This is a genomic window from Nonomuraea sp. KM90 (assembly GCF_052246675.1).
In the GTDB taxonomy this organism is placed as follows: Bacteria; Actinomycetota; Actinomycetes; order Streptosporangiales; family Streptosporangiaceae; genus Nonomuraea.
In genome coordinates, this window is sequence record NZ_JBQQCB010000066.1 from 42,498 (window position 1) to 60,941 (window position 18,444).

The window sequence follows — 18,444 nt, forward strand, 5'->3', positions numbered from 1 at the left end:
CGGCTCACGGTCCAGAGTCAGGGGCGGGGCTGCGATCGGGGCTGGGATCGGGGCTGCGATCGGGGCTGCGGTCGGAGATGCGGTCGGGGCTGCGGTCGGGGCTGGGGTCGGTGGGGATGGCGGGGACGGTGGCCGAGATTCCCGTGCCCTGGCCGGGGGCGGACTCGACGGCGAAGTCGCCGGCCAGGCGGATGATCCGCTGGCGCATCGCGATGAGGCCGAAGCCTCCCTCACCCGGCCCGGGGGTGAAGCCGCGGCCGTCGTCGCGTACGTCCAGCGCCACCACATCCTCCATGTACGAGAGCGTCAGCCCGACACGCCCGGCGGAGGCGTGCTTGGCGACGTTGGCCAGCGCCTCCTGCGCCACCCGTAACAGGGCGGTCTCCACCTCCACGTGCAGCGGCCGCGGATCGCCGGTGACCGACACGGAGGCGGGCACGCCGGTGCTCAGCGACCATTTCGCCGCGACCTCCTCCAGCGCGGTGGCCAGTTGGGCTTCGTGCTGCAGCGGCGAGGGGCGCAACGCCTGCACCGAGCGGCGGGCCTCCGTCAGGCTGTCCCTGGCCAGGGTGCGTACCTGGTCCAGGCGGGAGCGTACGGCGGGTGAGCCGGTCTCCGTGTCGACGGCTTCGAGCTGGGTGACGATGCCGGTCAGGCCCTGCGCGATCGTGTCGTGGATCTCTCTGGCCATCCGCTGTCGTTCCTCCAGGACCCCGGCCTCCCGGGCCTGGGTCAGCAGCTGGGCCTGCAGGTTCGCGTTCTCCTCGGCGAGCGCGGCCAGCTTGGCGCCGGTCTCCCTCAGCTCCACGATCATCTTCTTGCGCTCGTCGTTCTGGTCGGAGATGGTCTTGACGATCAGCCCCACCGTGGAGGCGACCAGCACCCCGACGAGGAAAGAGGAGATCATCTCGACCGGCGGCCGGGGCCGGGACGAGATCAGCACGCCGACCGTCACGGCCACGCCCCCGTACGCCCACCACCCGGGCAGCAGCACGAAGCACTGGATGAACGCCCCGATCCCCGTGACTGTGAAGACCGAGTCGAACCTGACCAGCACCCCGACGACGGCGAGCAGCACGGCGAAGTAGACGACGAGCACCACGGGCCGCGCGATCCGGCCCGAGGCCACCACCAGCCAGTGCCAGGCCGCCGCGAACAACGCCAGGGCCAGCACCTCCACCCGCCACTCCCGCACCAGGGAGAAGAGCGCGGGGAGCAGGACCAGCGCGTACGGCAGCGCGGCCTGGGCCCGGTCCCAGCGCGAGACGGCTACCACCGGAACGCCCTCAGCGCGATGCCCCCGGCGATGACCGAAATCGCGACCATGATGCCCAGCGTAAGCGGGGACGTCGTGCCGGCGGACCAGCCCTCGCGGATCGCCTGGACCACCGGCGCCATCGGGGTCAGGTCGCCGATCGCGCGCATCGAGCCCGACATGCTCTCGCGGGGGATCACGGCGCCGGACATGAACACCATCGGGAAGAACACGCCCAGCCCGATCACGGTCGCCGCGCGGCCGCTCGGGGCGATCGCGCCGAGCAGGAGCCCGATGGAGCCGAGGCTGAGCGCGCCGAGCAGCCACGCCAGCAGGACGACGGGAACGCTGGCCGGTCCCGTCAGCCCGTACGCGACCAGGCCGATGAGGATCACCAGCACCGATCCGAGCACGGCCAGCAGCATGTGCGCCGCCCACTGCGCTCCGAACAGCATCACCGGCGAGGCGGGCGTGACGCGCAGCCGCTTGAGCACGCGGCGATCCCGGTAGTGGGCCAGCGTGGCCGGCAGGACGACCAGCGCGGCCAGGCCGATGACGAAGGCGGTCAGCATCGGCACCGTGGCGTCGATGGCGAGCACCCCGCCCGGCAGGGGCTTGTTGCCGCTGCGCAGCTTGACCCAGAGCATGATCACCGGGAATGCGAGCGCGAAGAAGGCCGACATGGGGTCGCGCATGATCAGCTTGAGTTCGACCCCGATGACCTGCGTGCTGCCCTTCATGCCAGTTCTCCTTCGGTCAGAGCGAAGTACGCGTTCTCCAGCGAGTCGGAACCCGCCTGCGCGATCAGCTCGCGCGGGCTGCCCTCGGCGACGACGCGGCCGCGGCAGATGACCGCGAGACGGTCGCACAGCGCCTCGGCCTCGTCCATGAAGTGGGTGACCAGCACGACGGTGACCCCGCGATCGCGCATTTCGCGGATCTGCCCCCACGTGGTACGGCGGGCGGCCGGGTCCAGCCCGGTGGTCAGCTCGTCGAGGAACACCACCTCCGGGTTGCCGACCAGGGCCAGCGCGATGAACAACCGCTGCTTCCACCCGCCGGACAGGTTCGCGAACCGCTCCCCCTTCCGGTCCGCCAGCCCCCATTCGCTCATGAGCGCCCGCCAGTCGGCCGGCTTGTCGTAGAAGGAGGCGTACATCCGTAACGCCTCTCCCACCTTGATCGCGTCGGGCAGGGCCGCCTCCTGCAGCTGCGCGCCGATGCGCTGGAGGAGCTCCCGCCGGTCTTTCTGCGGGTCCAGCCCCAGCACCCGCAGCGTGCCGCCGTCCGGCCGCCGCAGCCCTGACATGCACTCCACGAGCGTGGTCTTGCCCGCCCCGTTCGGACCGGCGATCCCGAAGATCTCGCCACGCGCCACCCTCAGGGAGACGCCGTCCACCGCCTTGCCGGCTCCGGAGGTGCGGACTTCGTCCGCTACCTGCGGTGGACCGCTGAAACGCGGTCCACCATAGGTCTTGCTCAGGTCGTTGATCTCGATGATGTCTGTCATGTTCCGAGATTCCCCTGCCTGCGCGATCTCCGGCATCCACCGATCGGTTGATGGCCCGCGCTCAGGTGATCCGCAGGGGGTGGCAGCCGCTCACGGAGCCTTGCCGCCACGACGCTCGACAACCCGCCGACGTCAGGCTGCCGGGCCGTCCTCCAGCCATCCCGGAAGCGGTTCGCGGGAGTCGAGCCACTCTGGCGGGATGCCGCCGATCCCGGTGCTGGCGGCGATGACGCCGCCGACGATCGCGGCGGTGGTGTCCATGTCGCCGCCGACCGTGACGCAGGCCCGGACTCCGGCCGGATAGTCGTCCAGGTGGCGGGTGGCTGCCCAGAGCGCGAACGGCACGGTGTCCTGGGCGGTGACTCGCGATCCGTTGCCCAGGACCTGCGCCGCTTGCTCCGGTGTCGCCTTCCTGAGGCGGCGAGCGCGTAGGAGTCCTCGTCGGACGTAGGTTCCGGGAACGTGATCGAGCGCTGCCTCGATCATGTTCTCCGCGGTGCCGGTGGCGGCGAGGGAGGCTGCGACTGCTACGGCGATCGCGCCGGCGATCCCTTCGGTGTGGGTGTGGGTGATCTCGGCTTGGCGGGTGGCCTCGGCGGCGGCGCGGGCCGGGTCGCCGCTGTAGTAGGCGCCCAGGGGGGCGACGCGCATGGCGGCGCCGTTGCCGAAGGAGCCGTTGCCGCCGAAGGACTCGACCGAGGCGACCCGCCACGGGTGTCCGTCGCGGATGCGTTCGAGGAGTCCGAAGGCTCCGGCGCCGTAGCGACGGCCGGTGTCCATGCGGGTGGCGAAGGAGGTCGCGAGAGTGTCCTGGTCGATGCGTCCGTGACGATGCAGGCAGCTGACGACCGAGCAGGCCATCTCGGTGTCGTCGCTCCACTCCCACGGCGGTGCGGGAAGGTCCGCGGCGGTGAGATGGCGATTGGCATGCAGGAAGAACTGGTCGCCGAACGCGTCTCCGACCGACAACCCCGCCAGGGAGGCGCGCATGAGCGCGGCTGCGCGTTCCGGAGTCTGCGCGAGGCCGTGCTTGTCGGCGTTCATGGCGATGGTCCCGGCTGGCGTGGATGCGGTGGCTGTCGGCTTCCGGGCAGCCTATACGGAACCAAGATCTCTGGTTGCCCACCCGGTGCGGCAGCTCCGCGCCCGGCTCTCGCAGCCCGTCCAGCTCCGGGCCGCCGAGGGCGTTCAGGGGGCGGCGGGGAGGAACTTGGCGATGGCCCCCGGCCGTAGCAGGGAGGTCAAGCCGGTGGAGGCGTCCTCGGCGTCCCGTACGGGTCGTGCGGTGTGTCGGCGTAGGCCCACTGGTGGTCGCGGGCGTGCCGGCAGGCCGTCTCGACGTCCCCGGCGCGCATCACGTCCAGCAGCTCGCGGTGCTCGTCGGCGACCCGCTCGAGCTCCGGCCTGGTGACCATCAGGGCGATGGCCGTGCGCGCCTCGATCTGCAGCGCCTCCCAGGCGCGGGTCAGCAGCCCGTTGCCGCCGGCCTGTACGACGTGCCGGTGGAACCGGGCGCTGGCCAGGCCGATGCCGGGCACGTCGTTGTCCCGGGCGCGGCGGTACATCTCCTCGACCGCCTCCCCCAGGCGGTCGAAGGGCAGGGTCCCGGCCAGCATCGCGAGCCGCGTCGCGGTCTCCTCGAGCGCCGCCCGCAGGATGTACGCCTCGCGGATCGTCTGCTCGGCGAAGGGAAGCACCCGGCTGCCGTGACGGGGCTGGCCCTCGATGAGGCCGAGGCCCTCGAGCTGCCGCAGCGCCTCCCGGACCGGGGCCTGGCTGGTGCCGAACTCGGCGGCGATCTTCGTCTCGATCAGCCGGTCGCCCTCACCGAGCTCGCCGGCGACGATCCGTCGCAGCAGACCGTCGCGGATCTGCCGGCTCAGGGTCGGTCGTGCGGAGCGCGGGACGGTGGACGGGCTCCCCGTGGGTTCCGGCAACAGGCCTCCTGCGGCTTCGAGGGCCAAAGTGCCCCTTGACTCTTAGATCATGCCATCTAGGCTCCAATTATCGATATCGATAATTGGAGCCTAGATGCTGATATCGGTTCAGATGCCGGACAGTCCTGAGGCGGCTCGTACGGACCTTCAGACAGGGGCCATCCCCCTGGGCGGCGGCACCCATCTGATGGCCCGGCTGAACGACGCAGCCGGCGGCGACGTGCGGCTGGTCAGCCTGCGCAGGGCCGGACTGCGCGGCATCGACGTCGACGGCGCCACCGTGGCCCTCGGGGCGGCCACCACGCTCGCGGACATCGAGGACGACGCCCGGTTGAGCTACCTGTCCCGCTGCGTGCGCTCGATCGCCTCCCCGCCGGTCCGCAGCCTCGCCACCGTGGCCGGCAACCTCTTCGTGCCGCAGCCGTACGGCGACCTGGCGGCGGCGCTGCTCGCCCTGGACGCGGAGCTGGACGTGCTCGGCGCCGACGGCGCGCGCCGCGAACCGCTGGAGCGGATCGTCACGGACGGCCTGCCCGCGGGTGAGCTGGTGACCTGTGTCCGGTTCACCGCTCCGGCGAAGGACACGTTCCGGTTCCACAAGGCGAGCCGCCGGCGGCTCAACTCGGGATCCATCGTCACGGTGGCGGCCCGGATCACGATCGAGGATGGCCTGGTCGGCGACGTCCGTCTCGTGCTCGGCGGTCTCGCGCGCCGCCTGGTGCGGGCGGTCGGCGCCGAGCGCGTGCTGCTGGGCGCGCCGCTGACCGCCGAGGTCGTCGCCCAGGCGGCCCGAGCGGACGCCATCGAGCCGTTCGACGACGCCTACGCCTCCGCCTGGTACCGCGCTCGGGTCTACCCCGTCCACCTGCGTCGTGCCCTGCTCGGGGCCTGAAAGGGGATCGTATGCCCTCGACCATCGTCACCCTCAAGCTGAACGGCACCGAGCGGGAGCTGATCGCCCGGCCGTCGACGACGTTGCTGAACGCCCTGCGCGAGACGTTCGGGCTGATGGGGGCCAAGCGCGGCTGCGCGCAAGGGGGCTGCGGCAGCTGCACGGTGCTGCTGGACGGCCGGCCCGTGGTCTCGTGCCTGGTCCCCGTCGTGACGGTCGACGGCTCCACCGTGGAGACGATCGAGGGCCTGGCCGACGGCGAGCGGCTCAGTGACGTGCAGCAGGCGTTCGTCGACCTCTTCGCGACGCAGTGCGGGTTCTGCACCCCCGGGATGATCATGTCCGCCACGGCATTACTCGACCGGAACCCGGATCCTAGCCGCCAGGATGTCACCGAGGCGATCTGCGGCAACGTCTGCCGCTGCACCGGATACGAGCCGATCATCGCCGCCGTCCTCACCGCCGCGGAGCGCCGGCGCGGCGCCGCGCCGGAACCCGCGCCGGCTCCCGCGAAGGCCGACGTCTGATGGCGCGCATCACGCCGATCGACAGCGCGTACTTCAAGGGCGAGCGGGCGGGCGACTTCTCCGTCATCGGTTCGGCGGTCCAGCGCTCCGACGCCCGCGGTCACGTCACCGGCCGCACGGTCTTCTTCGAGGACATGGCTCCGCCGGAAATGACGCACGTCAAGATCCACCGGTCCACGCGGCACCACGCCCTCATCAACCGGGTCGACGTCTCCGGCGCCCTCGACGTGCCCGGCGTGCTCCGCGTGATCACCCACGAGGACGTGCCGAGCAACTGGTACGTCGTGCTGCGCCTGATCGGTGTGGGGCCCGACGACGAGCCGGTGCTGGCCGAGGACCGGGTCCTCTATCGCGGCGAGCCGATCGTCGCCGTGGTCGCCGAGACCGAGGACGCCGCCCGCGAGGGCGCCGCCCGGGTCGTGGTCGATTACACCGACCTGCCCACCGTTCTCGACGTCGAGGAGGCGCTGGCCGACGGCGCGCCGATCATCAAGCAGGCGGGCACCAACCACTTCGTGTACGAGGGCCACCATTGCCGCCGGGTCCGCTTCGGCGACGTCGAGCGGGGCTTCGCGGAGGCGGACCGCATCATCGAGGGCAGTTACAGCTCCTCGCCGATCGAACACGCGCCGATCGAGCCGACCGGCTGCATCGTCGTCCCCCAGGGCGACGGCCGGCTGCGGATCCACACCAACACCCAGGCCGCCTACTTCACCCTCGACAACACCGCGCTCATCCTCGGCGTCCCGCCCACCGGCCTGCGCGTCGTCGGGGGCACCGTCGGGGGCGGCTTCGGCGGCAAGGTGGACGTCATCGTCGAGCCCCTCGCCTGCATAGCCGCCATGCTCACCGGCCGGCCCGCCAAATACGTCTACAGCCGCGCCGAGGAGATGCAGGTGTCGTCCACGCGCGCGGCCGAGCGCATCTCCATCAAGGACGGCGTCATGGACGACGGCCGGATCGTCGCCCGCAAGATCACGCTCTACGTGGACGCGGGCGCGTACTCCCGGCACAGCCCGTACGGCACCACCAAGGCGGCGGCGCACATGCCCGGCCCGTACACGATCCCGAACGTCCACGTCGACGCCTACTGCGTCTACACGAACCGGACCCCCTCCAGCGCCATGCGCGGGTTCGGCGTCACGATCGGCGACTTCGCGCTGGAGTCGCACATGGACCACGTCGCCCGGGAGCTGGCCATGGACCCGCTGCGGTTGCGGCTCAAGAACGCCTACCGGGACGGCGACATGAAGGCGCATCGCAAGATCGCGACCGGCACGGCGCTGGTCGAGGTGATCCAGAGCGCCGCCGACCTGGTGGGGCACGACCTCCCGCCGGAGTACCGGGCGATGTCGTCGACCGAGCGAACGGAGGGCTGAGCGATGGCGTCACGGCACGGGCGCGGGTACGCGGCGGTCAACTACCCGACCGGGATGAACCTCGGCGGCGACCCCTCTCAGGCACTCGTCCACGCCACCACCATGGGCGGGTTCGTCGTCACGCTCTCCTCGGTGGATCTCGGCCAGGGGCTGCGGACGGTCATCGCCCAGTGCGCGGCGGAGACGCTCGGCATCCCGATCGAGAACATCATCGTCGACACCGCCGACACGGACACCGGCCCGCACTGCATGGGAACGTTCGCCAGCCGCGGCACCCACCGCATCGGCAACGCCGTGATCATGGCGGCGCGCGAGGCGAGGGATGTCATGCTCCAGGTCGCCGCCGACGAACTGGAGGTCGACGCGGACGATCTGGAGACCGACGGCACGGGCTTCGTCCGTCTCAAGGGATCGTCGGAGATGAAGATCCACATCAGCGACGTCGCGCTCGCCGCGCACTTCCGGCAGGGCCGGACCATCTCCGGCCGGGGCATCTTCCTCAAGGAGCCGAGCACACCGGTGCCGGAGACCGGCGAGATGGACCCGGACTCCTGCCAGGCGCACGCGTGCACGGTGGCCGAGGTCGAGGTCGACGACGAGACCGGTGTCATCGAGGTGCTACGGCTCTACAACACGTACGAGATCGGCCGGGCGCTCAACCCGGCCCTCGCGACGCAGCAGGTCGAGGGCGGCGCCTGGATGGGCCTGTCGCATGCGCTGTTCGAGTCGACCGAGCCGTACTATCCGCGGTCGCGCGAGCACGGCCCTGTCGATTTCGTCGAGTACCTGATGCCCGGGCCGGCCGACATCCCGGAGCAGACCAGCGTGTTCCTCGAACGGCCCGCCGCCAACGGGCCGTTCGGGGCCAAGGGGATCGGCGAGATGACGGCGAACGCGCCGATCCCCGCGATCGCCAACGCGGTGTACGACGCGGTCGGCGTACGGCTGACGAGCATGCCGTTCACTCCGGAGAAGGTGCTGCGCGGACTCGACGAGCTGCGGGCCGGCCGTGCCGGTTGATCGGGGCGCGCTGGGCAGCCGGCTGGGCGCGGAGGGTTACCTGGCCGACGAGGGCCTGCTCACCGCCGTCGGCCTGGCGGACGTGCTCGGGCTTCCGCTGCTGCTGGAGGGTGAGCCGGGGGTCGGCAAGACGGAGATCGCGAATGTCCTGGCCCGGGTCCTCGACCGCGAGCTGATCCGGCTGCAGTGCTACGAGGGGCTGGACGCCTCCCAGGCCCTGTACGAGTGGGACTACCCGAAGCAGCTGCTGTCCCTGCGGGCCGCCGAGGTGGAGGGGCGCGGCGTCGGCGACCTGTACCGCGAGGAGTTCCTGCTGCAGCGCCCGCTGCTGCGGTCGTTGCGGGCGGCATCCGGCGCGGTGCTGCTGATCGACGAGATCGATCGTGCGGACAGCGAGTTCGAGGCGTTCCTGCTGGAGTTCCTAGGCGAGTTCCAGATCACCATCCCGGAGATCGGCACCATCAGGGCGGCGAGCGTCCCGTTCGTCATCCTCACCTCGAACCGGACCCGCGAACTGCACGACGCGCTCAAGCGGCGGTGCCTGTACCACTGGATCCCCTTCCCCGACGCCGAACGCGAGCGGGCGATCATCCAGGCGCAGGCGCCCGGCCTGGACGAGAGGAGCGCGGCCCGCCTCGTGGCCGCCGTGCACCGGATCCGCGGACTGGCCCTGCTGAAGCGGCCGGGCATCGCGGAGTCGACCTCCTGGGCCCGCGGCGTGCAGGCGCTGACCCGCGAGGGTTCGAGCTGGCCGGAGGCGATGCGCCGGTCCGCGGGGCTGCTCGTCAAGCACGAGGAGGACCTGGCCCTCCTCAGCCGTCATGCCGCGGAGGTGTTCCGTGACTGAGCGGTCCCTCGTCGCGCGCATCGGCGATCACGTGCACGGGTTCCTGCGGGACCTGAACGATCAGGGCCTGCGCGTGCCGGTGGCCAAGCAGCGGGTCTTCCTCCAGGCGATCGAGGCCGTCGGCCCGCGCGACGCCACGCACCTCTACTGGATCGGGGCGAGCACGCTCACCGTCTCCCGCGAGGACCTGGAGGTGTACTCCCCCACGTTCGAGCGCTGGTTCGGGGAGGTCGCGACACGGCCCGCCCGCGATCAGGAATCCCCCGACGAGGAGACCCCCGTGCCGCGCGGGAAGGGGGACGAGGCTCCCTTCACGGCGGCGTTCGGCGGGGAGGCGGGCCTCGAGGCCGGCTCCTCGGAGCGCGACAGGCGCCCGGTGTTCGGCCCGGCGAGCGACGACGACCGGGCAGTGCTCTCACTGCTGCGGCGGGAACTGCGCGGCGCGGTGCCGACGGTCCGGTCGCGCCGCCGCCGGCCCGCCCGGCGAGGTCCGTGGATCGACGTCGCCAGGATCTGCCGCGAGTCCTGGCGCAGCCAGGGCGAGATCGTGACGTTGCGGCGGCGGAACCGTCCGCGGCGGCAGCGCCGGGTGCTGCTGCTCATCGACGTGTCCGGGTCGATGAAGCGGCACAGCGCCCACTACCTGCGTTTCGCCCACGCCGTGGTCGGCCGCCTCGACCGCGTGGAGGTGTTCACCTTCGGCACCCGGCTGACCCGTGTCACCGGGCCGCTGCGGGCCCGCGATGTCGACACGGCCGTCGGCTCGCTGAGCGAGGTCGTCCTGGACGCGGAGGGCGGGACGCGGATCGGCGCCTCGCTCCAGGAGTTCCTCGGCAACGCCCGCCATGTCACCGTGGCGCGCGGCGCCCTGGTGATCGTGCTCTCGGACGGCCTGGAACGGGGCGACTGCCGGCCCATGCAGGCGGCCGTACGGCGGTTGTCGCTGCTGGGCCACCGGTTGCTGTGGTGGACGCCGCTCGCCTGCGACCCGGCGTACCGGCCGGTCACCCGCGGCATGGCGGCCGTGCTCGGCAGTGTGGACGCGCTCGCGGGCGTACGTGACCTGCGGACGGCGTACGAGCAGGTACAGACCTTGGGCAGGGAGTGATCGTCATGTCGGAGGCGAGCCGCTACACCGGCGACATCGTCGACTCGCACCATCACGTCTGGCGGACCGGGGACCTGCCGTGGCTGTCCGGCCCGATGGTGCCGCGGATCTTCGGGCCCTACGAGGCGATCAGGCGGGACTACCTGATCGGCGAGTACATCGCCGAAGCCACGGCCTCGGACATCCGTGAGTCGGTCTACGTGCAGACGAACTGGCCGCTCGACCGGGTGGTGGACGAGGTGCGCTGGCTCCACGAGGTTCATCAGGAGTCGGGGTGGCCGATGGCCGTCATCGGAGCGGCCGACATGTTCGACGAGGACGCTCCGGAGACCATGCGACGGCAGGCCGCGCTCACACCGCTGATCCGGGGGATCCGGCAGCAACTGCACTGGCACGAGCGCCCGGAGTTCCGGTTCGCCACCGCCCCCGACCGCATGAGGGACCCGGTCTTCCGTAAGAACATCGGCGCGCTCGCCGACCGCGGCTGGCTGTTCGAGCTGCAGGTCTTTCCCGAGCAGATGCCGGATGCGGTCGACCTGGCGGCGGCCTTCCCGGACGTCACCTTCGTCCTCGTGCACGCGGGCATGCTCATCGGCCAGGAGTACCTGGAGCCGTGGCGGGCGGGGATGGCCGCGCTGGCCGAGCGGCCGAACATCGTGGTCAAGCTCACCGGGCAGGGCACCTTCGTCCACCGGGTGGATCCCGAGGTCATCTCCTTGGTCGCCGACCAGGTGATCGGCTGGTTCGGCGCCGGCCGGGCCATGTTCGGCACCAACTTCCCGGTCGAGAAGCTCTGGACCACCATGCCGCGGCTGGTCGGCGCGTGGAAGGACGCGCTCGCCCACCTCCCGCCCGCCGACCAGCACGCCGTCTTCGCCGCCAACGCGCGCCGGGTTTACGGGCTGGGACCGATCACCCGACGCTAGAAACGAAAGGGAGTATCCCCACATGGCACTGTTCGTCGTGACCTACGGCTACAACGACACCCCGCTGAGAGCGGAGCACCGCGAGGACCATCTCGCCCACCTGAACAAGCTCCACGAGCAGGGCAGCCTCGTCGCGGCCGGCCCCTACACGGACCTGACGGCCGGCATGATCGTCCTCCAGGCGGAGGACGAGACCGCGGCGCAGGCACTCGTCGACCAGGACCCCTACACGCAGCTGCAGGTCACCAAGGATCGCCGGCTGCGCGAGTGGCGGGTGACGGTCGGCTCGCTCGGCTCCGGCTAGCGGTTTCCCGCCGCGCGGGTCGCGCGGCGGGGAACCTACCTGCGATCAGGTCGGTCAGAGTCCTACGCTCCATCGATCTGCTCCCGCAGCATGTCCGCATGGCCGTTATGTCGCGTGCCCGCCACGCCTGCCACGCCCGGGCGACCATCCGCGCGTCCGCACCCGCCACCTCGAACGCGCCGCCGGGAGCGGTCGGAGACGAGAACAGGGGCGAGGGCTCCTGCCCCGCCATCACCCGGCGGAACCAGAAGCGCTCGGACTCGGCCGCGTGCCGTACGAGCCCCAGCAGGGACAACGCCGATCGCCCTACCACCCGCTCCGCGAGCTGCGTCCCGGGGCCGGCGCGGCACGGCGGCTCCGGCCCGATGGACGAGCCTCGCCCGGCTGCCCCCACGGATCGCGGCGGTTGTCATGCCTGACTTCTGGTCATTTCCGCGGTAAAGGCCTAGAGCGATACGGGAAGGGGTAGCCGGGGACGGTTCCGGAAGCCAGCGGCCCAGAGAGAGCCCTCAACGTGCGTTTCCCCTTACGTCGCGAGCATTGGCTGTTCGTCCTCGTCGGTGTTTCCGTGGCGATACTGGGCCACGTCCTCCTGGCGACCTTCATGCGGCTGGGCCTGACACCGGCCGTCGCCAACGTCCTGCAGTTCGCGATCACCCTGCAGGCCAGCTTCGCCGCCAACTACCTGCTGACCTGGCATCCCCGCATCTCGGGTTCGGCATTGAGCCTGGGGACACGATGGCGGCGCTTCCAGATCGCCCGCGGGGCCAGCGCGGTCCTCAACATGGTGGCCTTCCCGTTCCTGGCGCCGGTGACCGGCACCGCCGCCGCCTACTGGGGGCTCGTGGTGGCCGGCGCCGTCGTGAACTTCTCCTCCGACAAGTACTGGTCGTTCTCGCCGCTTCGAAGCAGCGGCCTGGCGCACCCCCGGGTCCTTCTCGGCGCCCTGGCCAGCGTCCTGCTGGTGCTGGCCGCGGCCGTCTTCGTGGACTACTTCCTGCTCGGCGTCTCCCTGTTCATGCTGCTGGTCGCAGGGACCACGCTGATCTTCCAGCTGTACAAGTGGTGGTGGCCGGAGCACAACGACCCGCACCGGTACGGCGACCCGGACGAACCGCGCCTGCCCGGAGTGATCCTGGTCCCGATGCGGTTCGAGGAGGCCGTGGCGGGCCACACTCTGGAGCGCCTGGCGACCTTGGACCACCCCGACTACAGGGTGATCGCGATCGTCGACCCTCCCGACGATCCCGGCACCGCGGCGATCGCCGCCGCCAAGGCCCGCGAGCACCCGGACCGGATCATGGTCTGCGAATATCCGCCGGACACCGACCTCCACAACAAGCCCATCGCGCTCAACGCCGCCATGCGCACGCTCGAGCGCGAGGGCATCGCGTTCGAGTGGGTGGGCGTGGCCGACGCCGAAGATCTGTTCCACCCCGGCCTCTTGCGGGTGGTCGACCACCGCTTCCGCCGGACCCGGGCGGGCATCGTGCAGTGCGGAGTGCAGCTGATGAACTTCGGCTGCCGGCTGCAGGCCGGAGCCGGTCGCGGCTGGTGGCACGCCCACACCAGCGCCTGGTGGCGGGCGGCCAACTGCCTGGAGTACTTCAAGTGGTTCCAGTCCCGGCTCAAGATGCAGGCCCGGATCGGCGTGATGCCGCTCGGGGGTAACACGGTCTTCTTCCGCCGCCAGCTCCTGGAGGAGCTCAAGGTACGCTACGGGCGTTACTGGGACGAGAACTGTCTCACCGAGGACTGCAAGATCGGTATCGCCGCGTCGGTGCTGCGCTACCCCGTCGACGTGGTCTACATCGACGAGATGGTGACCAGGGAGGAGACGCCCGAGAGCCTGCCCGCACTGGTACGCCAGCGCGTGCGCTGGATGCAGGGCTTCATCCAGGTCTTCCTGACGGGCGAATGGCTCCAGCTGCCGACCCGGACGCAGCGCGTGCTCGCCGTGTACGTCCTCGGCTTCCAGTTCTTCCAGGCGTTCGTCGCCGTACTGGCACCGGTCGCGCTGCTGCTGGCGCTGTCGCACAAGGCGCCGGTGGCCATCACCCTGGTGGCGACCCTCCCCCTGGCGATCACACTGCTCAACTCGCTGCTCGACGTCCAGCTGCTGGCGCAGTTCGGCCGGACCTTCGAGGAGCGGGTCAGGCTGCGCGACTACGCCGGCCTGGTCCTCGGCGCCTACCCGTACCAGTTGGCGCTGTCGTACGCCGCGCTATGGGCGATCCTCAGGCACGTGCGCGGCAGGACTGACTGGGTCAAGACGACGCATCAAGGCAGTCACCTCGACCGGCGGCACATCGACGAGGATTCCGGCGATCACATGCTGGTGCCGACATGACGATCGCGCTCGACACCACGGGCGAGATCCGCAAGCGGGTCTCGGCCCGCCATCGCCTCCGGTACCTCGCCCGGACCTGGCTGGGATTGCACCGGCTCAGCCTGCTGCTCCTGACCCCGATGCTGGCCGTCGCCGGTGTGGTGCACGTCTGGGGAATGTCCACCTATCCCCGTTGGGTGGACGATCCCGGCACCTACCTCTCCCAGGCCTGGTCCGTGCAGTACGAGGGCGCGCTGTCCCCCTACTCCTACTTCTACGACCACACCCCGGCGGGCTGGCTCCAGATGGCGCTGTGGTCGATCTTGACCAACGGCTTCAACCGCTACGACAGCGCCATCGACTTCGGCAACGAGTGCATGCTGATCGCCAAGCTCTTCTCCTGCGCGCTGCTGTTCGCCCTCGGCCGGCGGATCGGCCTGACCCGCGCCGGATCGGCGGCGGCCGTCCTGCTCCTCGCGCTCAGCCCGGTCGCGGTCACCTACACGCGCTGGACCTTTCTCGACAACCTGGTCACCCCCTGGCTGCTGCTGGCGTTCGTGCTGGCCTACTCACCGCGCCGGACCATCGGCGCCGCCATGGGCGCCGCCGCGGCCTTCGCGCTCGCGGCGCTGACCAAGGAGACCGCGCTGGTGACCTTGCCCGCGTTCGCGTACGCCATGGCGCAGAACCTCGACCGGCGCAATCGGCCGCAGGTCATCGTCATGGCCGCGTTCACCGGGATCCTGTTGATGTCGCTCTACCCGCTGTTCGCGATCTACAAGGGTGAGCTGTTCCCCGGTCAAGGCCACAACAGCCTCCTGGAGACCGCCTCTTGGCAGCTCGCCGGGCGCCAGCCGTCGGGCTCGGTGCTCGACCCGGACAGCCCCGCCCGCGACCTGCTCACGAGCTGGCTCGGCCTCGACCAGCGCCTGTTGATCGGCGCGCTCGCCGCGCTGCCGGTGGCGCTGGTCGTCCGCCGGTTGCGGCCGGCGGCGGTGATCCTGGTCGTTCAGTGGCTCTTGCTGATCCGCGGCGGATACGTGCCGTATATGCACGTCATCACGCTGCTGCCGTGGAGCGCCCTCATGATCGCCGGAGCGGCCGAGCAGATCGGCGGCGCCGTACGGTGGCTCGTGGGGCGGGGCCGCCACCTGCCGCAGCTGGCGGCGGGCGCGTGTGCCGTGGCGCTCGCCGCCGTCTGGGCCCCGGCGCTGTCGACGATGATGACCGCACGCGAGGCGCCGCCGCTGCGATCGGCCACCGAATGGGTCGCCGACAACGTGCCCAGGAACAAGGTGCTCGTGGTGCACGACGCCATCTGGACCGACCTGGTGCACTACAAGGGCTTCTCGCCGCGGCCGATCATCGCGTACAAGCTGGACACCGACCCCGCCGTGGCCCGCACGCTCAGGCGGATCGACTATCTCGTCGTGCCGAACTGGTACTACGACAGCCCCGACGCCAAGCGGTACCCCACGTTGCTCGAGGCACGCAAGCACGCGATCGCCGAGATCACCTTCGGCACCGGGGACAACGGCGTGCGGATCTACCGGGTCAGCGGCTTCTGGCAGCCAAGGAGGTCGTCGTGAGAGGCGTGCCGGTGGCGCTGGCGATCCTGCTTCTGCTGGCCGGATGCGGGCGGGTGCCGGACACCGACCTGCGCCCGTGGCCACCGCGAGTGACCTACGCCCCGCTCCGGCATCCCTTCAAGGACGCCAGGCTTCACCTCGACACCGACAGCGCCGCGGCCCTGTACCAGAGGGCCAACGGCGCGGCCTGGCTCACGCCGATCACGAGCCGGCCGCAGGCTCGCTGGATCAACGGCCCGCCGGACCTGAAGCCGCTTCCCGCGGTGGCGTCGGCCGCGCGCGTCCAGGGCACGCTGCCCGTCCTGGTCGCCTACAACCTGCCCCATCGCGGGTGCGCCAAGGACCAGGGCGCGGGCACCGACCAGGCCTACGATCGCTTCATCCGTCAGCTGACGCGGCGGCTCGGCGCCACGAGGACCGCCATCATCATGGAGCCCGACGCCGTCGCCGCCGACTGCTTCACCCCCGAGCGCGCCGCGCTGCTGAAGAGGAACGTGCTCCGCCTGGCGCGGGCCGGCCATCACGTCTACCTCGACGCCGGCCACAGCGCCTGGCGCTCCACGGGCGAGATGGCCGAACGCCTCCTGGCCTCGGGCATCCAGCACGCCGAGGGTTTCGCGGTCAACGTGTCCAACCGTCAGACCACCGACGCGAGCTACCGCTGGGGCAGGGAGCTGGCCGACCTGGTGGGGAACCGCGAATTCGTCATCGACACCTCGCGGAACGGCCTGGGGCCGCCTCCGCGCAACGAGTGGTGCAATCCTCGCCACCAGGCGCTGGGCCGGCCGCCCACCACCGAGGTGACCCGGCCGGGCCTGGCCGCGCTGCTCTGGATCAAGCGCCCCGGCGAATCGGACGGGGTCTGCGGCGGCGAGACGACCTACCTGTTCTCGCCTCGCCAGGCTCGCCTCCTCATCGACAACGCGACCCGGCCATGAGCCGGGCCGACCCACATGCGGCGTGTCTACCCCTTGTGGCGTTTGCTCCCTCTGCCCTTGTCGCCTCGCCCCTTGTCACCTTTGCCCTTGCCGCCATTGCCCTTCGACGGATGCTCGGCCTTCTGGTCGTAGCCGGACGCGCCGGCGGCCGGCGGCCGGTCGGCCCTGGTCGGAGGCGGTTCAGCACCGGCCGCAGCGGCGACCGGCCGCTTCTTCGGTATCCGCTGAACCACCCCGGCCACGGCGTCGTGCTGAACCCGCTGCGGGGGCGCGACGGCCTGTGGCGCCGGACCACGAGGGCGTTCGGCGAGCTCAGGAAGCGTGACGGCCGCGGAACACGTGGCGAGCGTCAGGACCGCGGCCGCCAGATGCCTGGCGCGGCGCCGCACCTGCCCGTACCCGGTGGTGGCCGTGGGAGCCGTCCGGACGGGCGGGTCCCAGGAGACCAGCGCCTGCAGCATCTCCCGCGCCCGGGCGATGTCCGGCCGTCTGTCCGGGTCCTTGTGGAGCAACGCGGAGATCGCCCCGGCGAGCGCTCCGGCCCGCTCGAACGGTTGCGGCGCGTCATGGACGATGGCGACCAGTGTGTCCATCGCGGTGTCACGCGCGAAGGGCGGGCGGCCTTCGACCGCGGTGTACAGGGTGGCCCCCAGCGACCACAGGTCCGAGGCCGGGCCGGCGGCCGACCCGACGGCCCGCTCCGGCGCGATGTAGGCGGGGGTGCCGGGCACCACGTCGGGATGGGTGAGGGGGTCGTCGTCGTTCGCGACGGCCGCGATACCGAAATCGGTCAGCACCGCGCCCCCGCCCTCCGGCAGCAGGATGTTGCCCGGCTTGACGTCACGGTGCACGACCCCGGCGGCGTGCGCGGCCTCCAACGCGGCCAGCACGTCCAGCCCCACCCGGGCCGCCCGCAACGGCGGGAGCGGACCGTTCTCGGCTATCAGCTGCCCGAGCGACGGAGCCGGGACCAGCTGTAACACGATCCAGAGCCGCCCGTCGTCCTCGATCACGTCATAGACGTCGGCGATGTTGGAGTGACTCAGCCTTGCGGCGATGCGGGCCTCGCGAAGGCTCCGCCGGATCAGCGGCTCGTTCTCCGGCCGGTCGATCCCGTCGGCGATCACCTTGATCGCGACCTCGCGGTCGAGCAGTTCGTCGTGGCCGCGCCACACCTGGCCCATGCCGCCACGGCCCAGCTCCGTCATCAGCCGGTAGCGTCCCAGCAGTACCTCGGGCATAGGGCTTGCGCTACCCCTGGCACGAGTCCGCACACCGGCGAAGGGCGGCCGGGCGCCGCCGGGCGCCGCCGGGCAGCGCCGGCCGGGTCGCGGTCTCCGGTTTCGGCTCGCCCGAGACGGCGCGGACGTTCGTCGAATCCGGCACGATCACCTCCACGGCCCTGTGTGACGTGCCGCGGCTCGGCTTCCGGACCGTCTGGGCGATGCGGCAGCTCCTGGACGGCAGGCAGATCGCCGCCGAGTCCGTTGCCCGGGCCGAGCAGGCCAACGCGCTGGACCCGGCCGACGTGGCCGCCCGCCCGGTGCCCGCGGGGAGCGTCGCGGACCGGGGATGAGCCCCGGTCCCGCGAACTTGATCAGGCCGGACAGGCCGAGTACAGCGGCCGGGTGCCGGTGGCGTAGGCCGACGGATCGGTGAAGCGGCAGCCGTAGGCGGGGTCGGCCAGCGTGGCGGGGCTGGTCACGTCGTCGCCCAGGGGGCGCCGGCCGGTGCGCTGCCACCGTACGAGGTCGTCCCAGGCCGCACCGGCCTCGGCGTCGCTGAACTCGCAGTGCCCCGCCGCGCGGATCGCCCGCTGCACCAGCAGCTGGGACCGGCCGTGAGAGGCCACGTCGGCCCGGTAGTACTGCTCCATCGAGAAC

At 71.3% G+C, this 18,444-nt stretch carries 20 protein-coding genes; 12 read left to right on the forward strand and 8 right to left on the reverse strand.

Annotation, left to right across the window (positions count from 1 at the left end; translation table 11 throughout):
* Positions 1-4: 4 nt before the first annotated feature.
* The 5 genes from ACTWPW_RS40825 to ACTWPW_RS40845 form a co-directional block, all read right to left on the reverse strand.
* Positions 5-1,276 carry a sensor histidine kinase gene (locus ACTWPW_RS40825; RefSeq protein WP_443171823.1) on the reverse strand — a complete coding sequence of 424 codons (1,272 nt, stop codon included), beginning with the start codon at positions 1,274-1,276 and terminating at the stop codon, positions 5-7.
* Positions 1,270-1,995, reverse strand: a complete 726-nt coding sequence (locus tag ACTWPW_RS40830) for an ABC transporter permease (protein WP_375109712.1) — start codon at positions 1,993-1,995, stop codon at positions 1,270-1,272. The genes ACTWPW_RS40825 and ACTWPW_RS40830 overlap by 7 nt, the downstream gene beginning before the upstream one ends.
* Entirely contained in the window at positions 1,992-2,765 is a 774-nt protein-coding gene (locus tag ACTWPW_RS40835) for an ABC transporter ATP-binding protein (RefSeq protein WP_443171824.1), read from the reverse strand. Before ACTWPW_RS40835 ends, ACTWPW_RS40830 begins: the two co-directional genes overlap by 4 nt.
* A 132-nt stretch (positions 2,766-2,897) precedes the next feature.
* Entirely contained in the window at positions 2,898-3,809 is a 912-nt protein-coding gene (locus ACTWPW_RS40840; RefSeq protein WP_443171825.1) for an ADP-ribosylglycohydrolase family protein, read from the reverse strand.
* A gap of 197 nt (positions 3,810-4,006) precedes the next feature.
* Positions 4,007-4,702, reverse strand: coding sequence for a GntR family transcriptional regulator (locus tag ACTWPW_RS40845; protein ID WP_443171826.1), 696 nt, complete (start codon positions 4,700-4,702; stop codon positions 4,007-4,009).
* Positions 4,703-4,796: 94 nt separating this feature from the next.
* Here ACTWPW_RS40845 and ACTWPW_RS40850 point away from each other — a divergent pair, with 94 nt between their 5' ends.
* The 8 genes from ACTWPW_RS40850 to ACTWPW_RS40885 are packed head-to-tail and all read left to right on the forward strand — an operon-like array spanning position 4,797 to position 11,705.
* A complete protein-coding gene (locus ACTWPW_RS40850) occupies positions 4,797-5,594 on the forward strand; it encodes an FAD binding domain-containing protein (RefSeq protein ID WP_375109708.1) in 798 nt (265 codons plus the stop codon).
* A gap of 11 nt (positions 5,595-5,605) precedes the next feature.
* Positions 5,606-6,121, forward strand: coding sequence for a (2Fe-2S)-binding protein (locus ACTWPW_RS40855; RefSeq protein WP_443171827.1), 516 nt, complete (start codon positions 5,606-5,608; stop codon positions 6,119-6,121).
* The gene (locus ACTWPW_RS40860; RefSeq protein ID WP_443171828.1) at positions 6,121-7,500 is read left to right on the forward strand and encodes a xanthine dehydrogenase family protein molybdopterin-binding subunit; all 1,380 of its coding nucleotides are present in this window, start codon (positions 6,121-6,123) and stop codon (positions 7,498-7,500) included. Before ACTWPW_RS40855 ends, ACTWPW_RS40860 begins: the two co-directional genes overlap by 1 nt.
* Before the next feature lie 3 nt (positions 7,501-7,503).
* The gene (locus ACTWPW_RS40865; protein ID WP_375109705.1) at positions 7,504-8,520 is read left to right on the forward strand and encodes a xanthine dehydrogenase family protein molybdopterin-binding subunit; all 1,017 of its coding nucleotides are present in this window, start codon (positions 7,504-7,506) and stop codon (positions 8,518-8,520) included.
* Positions 8,510-9,367, forward strand: coding sequence for an AAA family ATPase (locus ACTWPW_RS40870; protein ID WP_375109704.1), 858 nt, complete (start codon positions 8,510-8,512; stop codon positions 9,365-9,367). Before ACTWPW_RS40865 ends, ACTWPW_RS40870 begins: the two co-directional genes overlap by 11 nt.
* On the forward strand, positions 9,360-10,475 hold the full coding sequence (locus ACTWPW_RS40875; RefSeq protein ID WP_375109703.1) for a vWA domain-containing protein: 1,116 nt from the start codon (positions 9,360-9,362) through the stop codon (positions 10,473-10,475). The genes ACTWPW_RS40870 and ACTWPW_RS40875 overlap by 8 nt, the downstream gene beginning before the upstream one ends.
* Before the next feature lie 5 nt (positions 10,476-10,480).
* Positions 10,481-11,401, forward strand: coding sequence for an amidohydrolase family protein (locus ACTWPW_RS40880; protein ID WP_443171829.1), 921 nt, complete (start codon positions 10,481-10,483; stop codon positions 11,399-11,401).
* 22 nt (positions 11,402-11,423) lie between these two features.
* Positions 11,424-11,705, forward strand: coding sequence for a YciI family protein (locus ACTWPW_RS40885; protein ID WP_443171830.1), 282 nt, complete (start codon positions 11,424-11,426; stop codon positions 11,703-11,705).
* On the opposite strand, the gene ACTWPW_RS40890 is transcribed toward ACTWPW_RS40885, so the two are convergent.
* Complete coding sequence (locus tag ACTWPW_RS40890) at positions 11,644-12,099, reverse strand: mycothiol transferase (protein WP_443171831.1); 456 nt, start codon at positions 12,097-12,099, stop codon at positions 11,644-11,646. The two genes, ACTWPW_RS40885 and ACTWPW_RS40890, sit on opposite strands and share 62 nt — an antisense overlap.
* A 120-nt stretch (positions 12,100-12,219) precedes the next feature.
* On the opposite strand from ACTWPW_RS40890, the gene ACTWPW_RS40895 reads away from it, so the two are divergent.
* The 3 genes from ACTWPW_RS40895 to ACTWPW_RS40905 are packed head-to-tail and all read left to right on the forward strand — an operon-like array spanning position 12,220 to position 16,561.
* Positions 12,220-14,055, forward strand: a complete 1,836-nt coding sequence (locus tag ACTWPW_RS40895; protein ID WP_443171832.1) for a glycosyltransferase — start codon at positions 12,220-12,222, stop codon at positions 14,053-14,055.
* Positions 14,052-15,623 carry a glycosyltransferase family 39 protein gene (locus ACTWPW_RS40900; protein WP_443171833.1) on the forward strand — a complete coding sequence of 524 codons (1,572 nt, stop codon included), beginning with the start codon at positions 14,052-14,054 and terminating at the stop codon, positions 15,621-15,623. The genes ACTWPW_RS40895 and ACTWPW_RS40900 overlap by 4 nt, the downstream gene beginning before the upstream one ends.
* On the forward strand, positions 15,620-16,561 hold the full coding sequence (locus ACTWPW_RS40905; RefSeq protein ID WP_443171834.1) for a glycoside hydrolase family 6 protein: 942 nt from the start codon (positions 15,620-15,622) through the stop codon (positions 16,559-16,561). Before ACTWPW_RS40900 ends, ACTWPW_RS40905 begins: the two co-directional genes overlap by 4 nt.
* A gap of 26 nt (positions 16,562-16,587) precedes the next feature.
* Here ACTWPW_RS40905 and ACTWPW_RS40910 read toward each other — a convergent pair whose 3' ends face one another.
* Positions 16,588-17,802 carry a serine/threonine-protein kinase gene (locus tag ACTWPW_RS40910; RefSeq protein WP_443171835.1) on the reverse strand — a complete coding sequence of 405 codons (1,215 nt, stop codon included), beginning with the start codon at positions 17,800-17,802 and terminating at the stop codon, positions 16,588-16,590.
* A gap of 5 nt (positions 17,803-17,807) precedes the next feature.
* Between ACTWPW_RS40910 and ACTWPW_RS40915 the strand changes: the two genes are divergently transcribed.
* Entirely contained in the window at positions 17,808-18,137 is a 330-nt protein-coding gene (locus ACTWPW_RS40915) for a hypothetical protein (RefSeq protein ID WP_443171836.1), read from the forward strand.
* 21 nt (positions 18,138-18,158) lie between these two features.
* On the opposite strand, the gene ACTWPW_RS40920 is transcribed toward ACTWPW_RS40915, so the two are convergent.
* Positions 18,159-18,444, reverse strand: a 286-nt coding sequence (locus ACTWPW_RS40920) for a hypothetical protein (RefSeq protein WP_443171837.1), incomplete at its 5' end; no start/stop codon positions are given.

What these genes read in the sequence shown, in the direction of transcription:
- ACTWPW_RS40880 (WP_443171829.1), top strand. Translation starts at nt 10,481, where the DNA reads ATGTCGGAGGCGAGCCGCTACACCGGCGACATCGTCGACTCGCACCAT.
- ACTWPW_RS40865 (WP_375109705.1), top strand. Translation starts at nt 7,504, where the DNA reads ATGGCGTCACGGCACGGGCGCGGGTACGCGGCGGTCAACTACCCGACC.
- ACTWPW_RS40840 (WP_443171825.1), bottom strand. Translation starts at nt 3,809, where the DNA reads ATGAACGCCGACAAGCACGGCCTCGCGCAGACTCCGGAACGCGCAGCC.
- ACTWPW_RS40835 (WP_443171824.1), bottom strand. Translation starts at nt 2,765, where the DNA reads ATGACAGACATCATCGAGATCAACGACCTGAGCAAGACCTATGGTGGA.
- ACTWPW_RS40885 (WP_443171830.1), top strand. Translation starts at nt 11,424, where the DNA reads ATGGCACTGTTCGTCGTGACCTACGGCTACAACGACACCCCGCTGAGA.
- ACTWPW_RS40855 (WP_443171827.1), top strand. Translation starts at nt 5,606, where the DNA reads ATGCCCTCGACCATCGTCACCCTCAAGCTGAACGGCACCGAGCGGGAG.
- ACTWPW_RS40910 (WP_443171835.1), bottom strand. Translation starts at nt 17,802, where the DNA reads ATGCCCGAGGTACTGCTGGGACGCTACCGGCTGATGACGGAGCTGGGC.
- ACTWPW_RS40850 (WP_375109708.1), top strand. Translation starts at nt 4,797, where the DNA reads ATGCTGATATCGGTTCAGATGCCGGACAGTCCTGAGGCGGCTCGTACG.
- ACTWPW_RS40860 (WP_443171828.1), top strand. Translation starts at nt 6,121, where the DNA reads ATGGCGCGCATCACGCCGATCGACAGCGCGTACTTCAAGGGCGAGCGG.
- ACTWPW_RS40830 (WP_375109712.1), bottom strand. Translation starts at nt 1,995, where the DNA reads ATGAAGGGCAGCACGCAGGTCATCGGGGTCGAACTCAAGCTGATCATG.
- ACTWPW_RS40900 (WP_443171833.1), top strand. Translation starts at nt 14,052, where the DNA reads ATGACGATCGCGCTCGACACCACGGGCGAGATCCGCAAGCGGGTCTCG.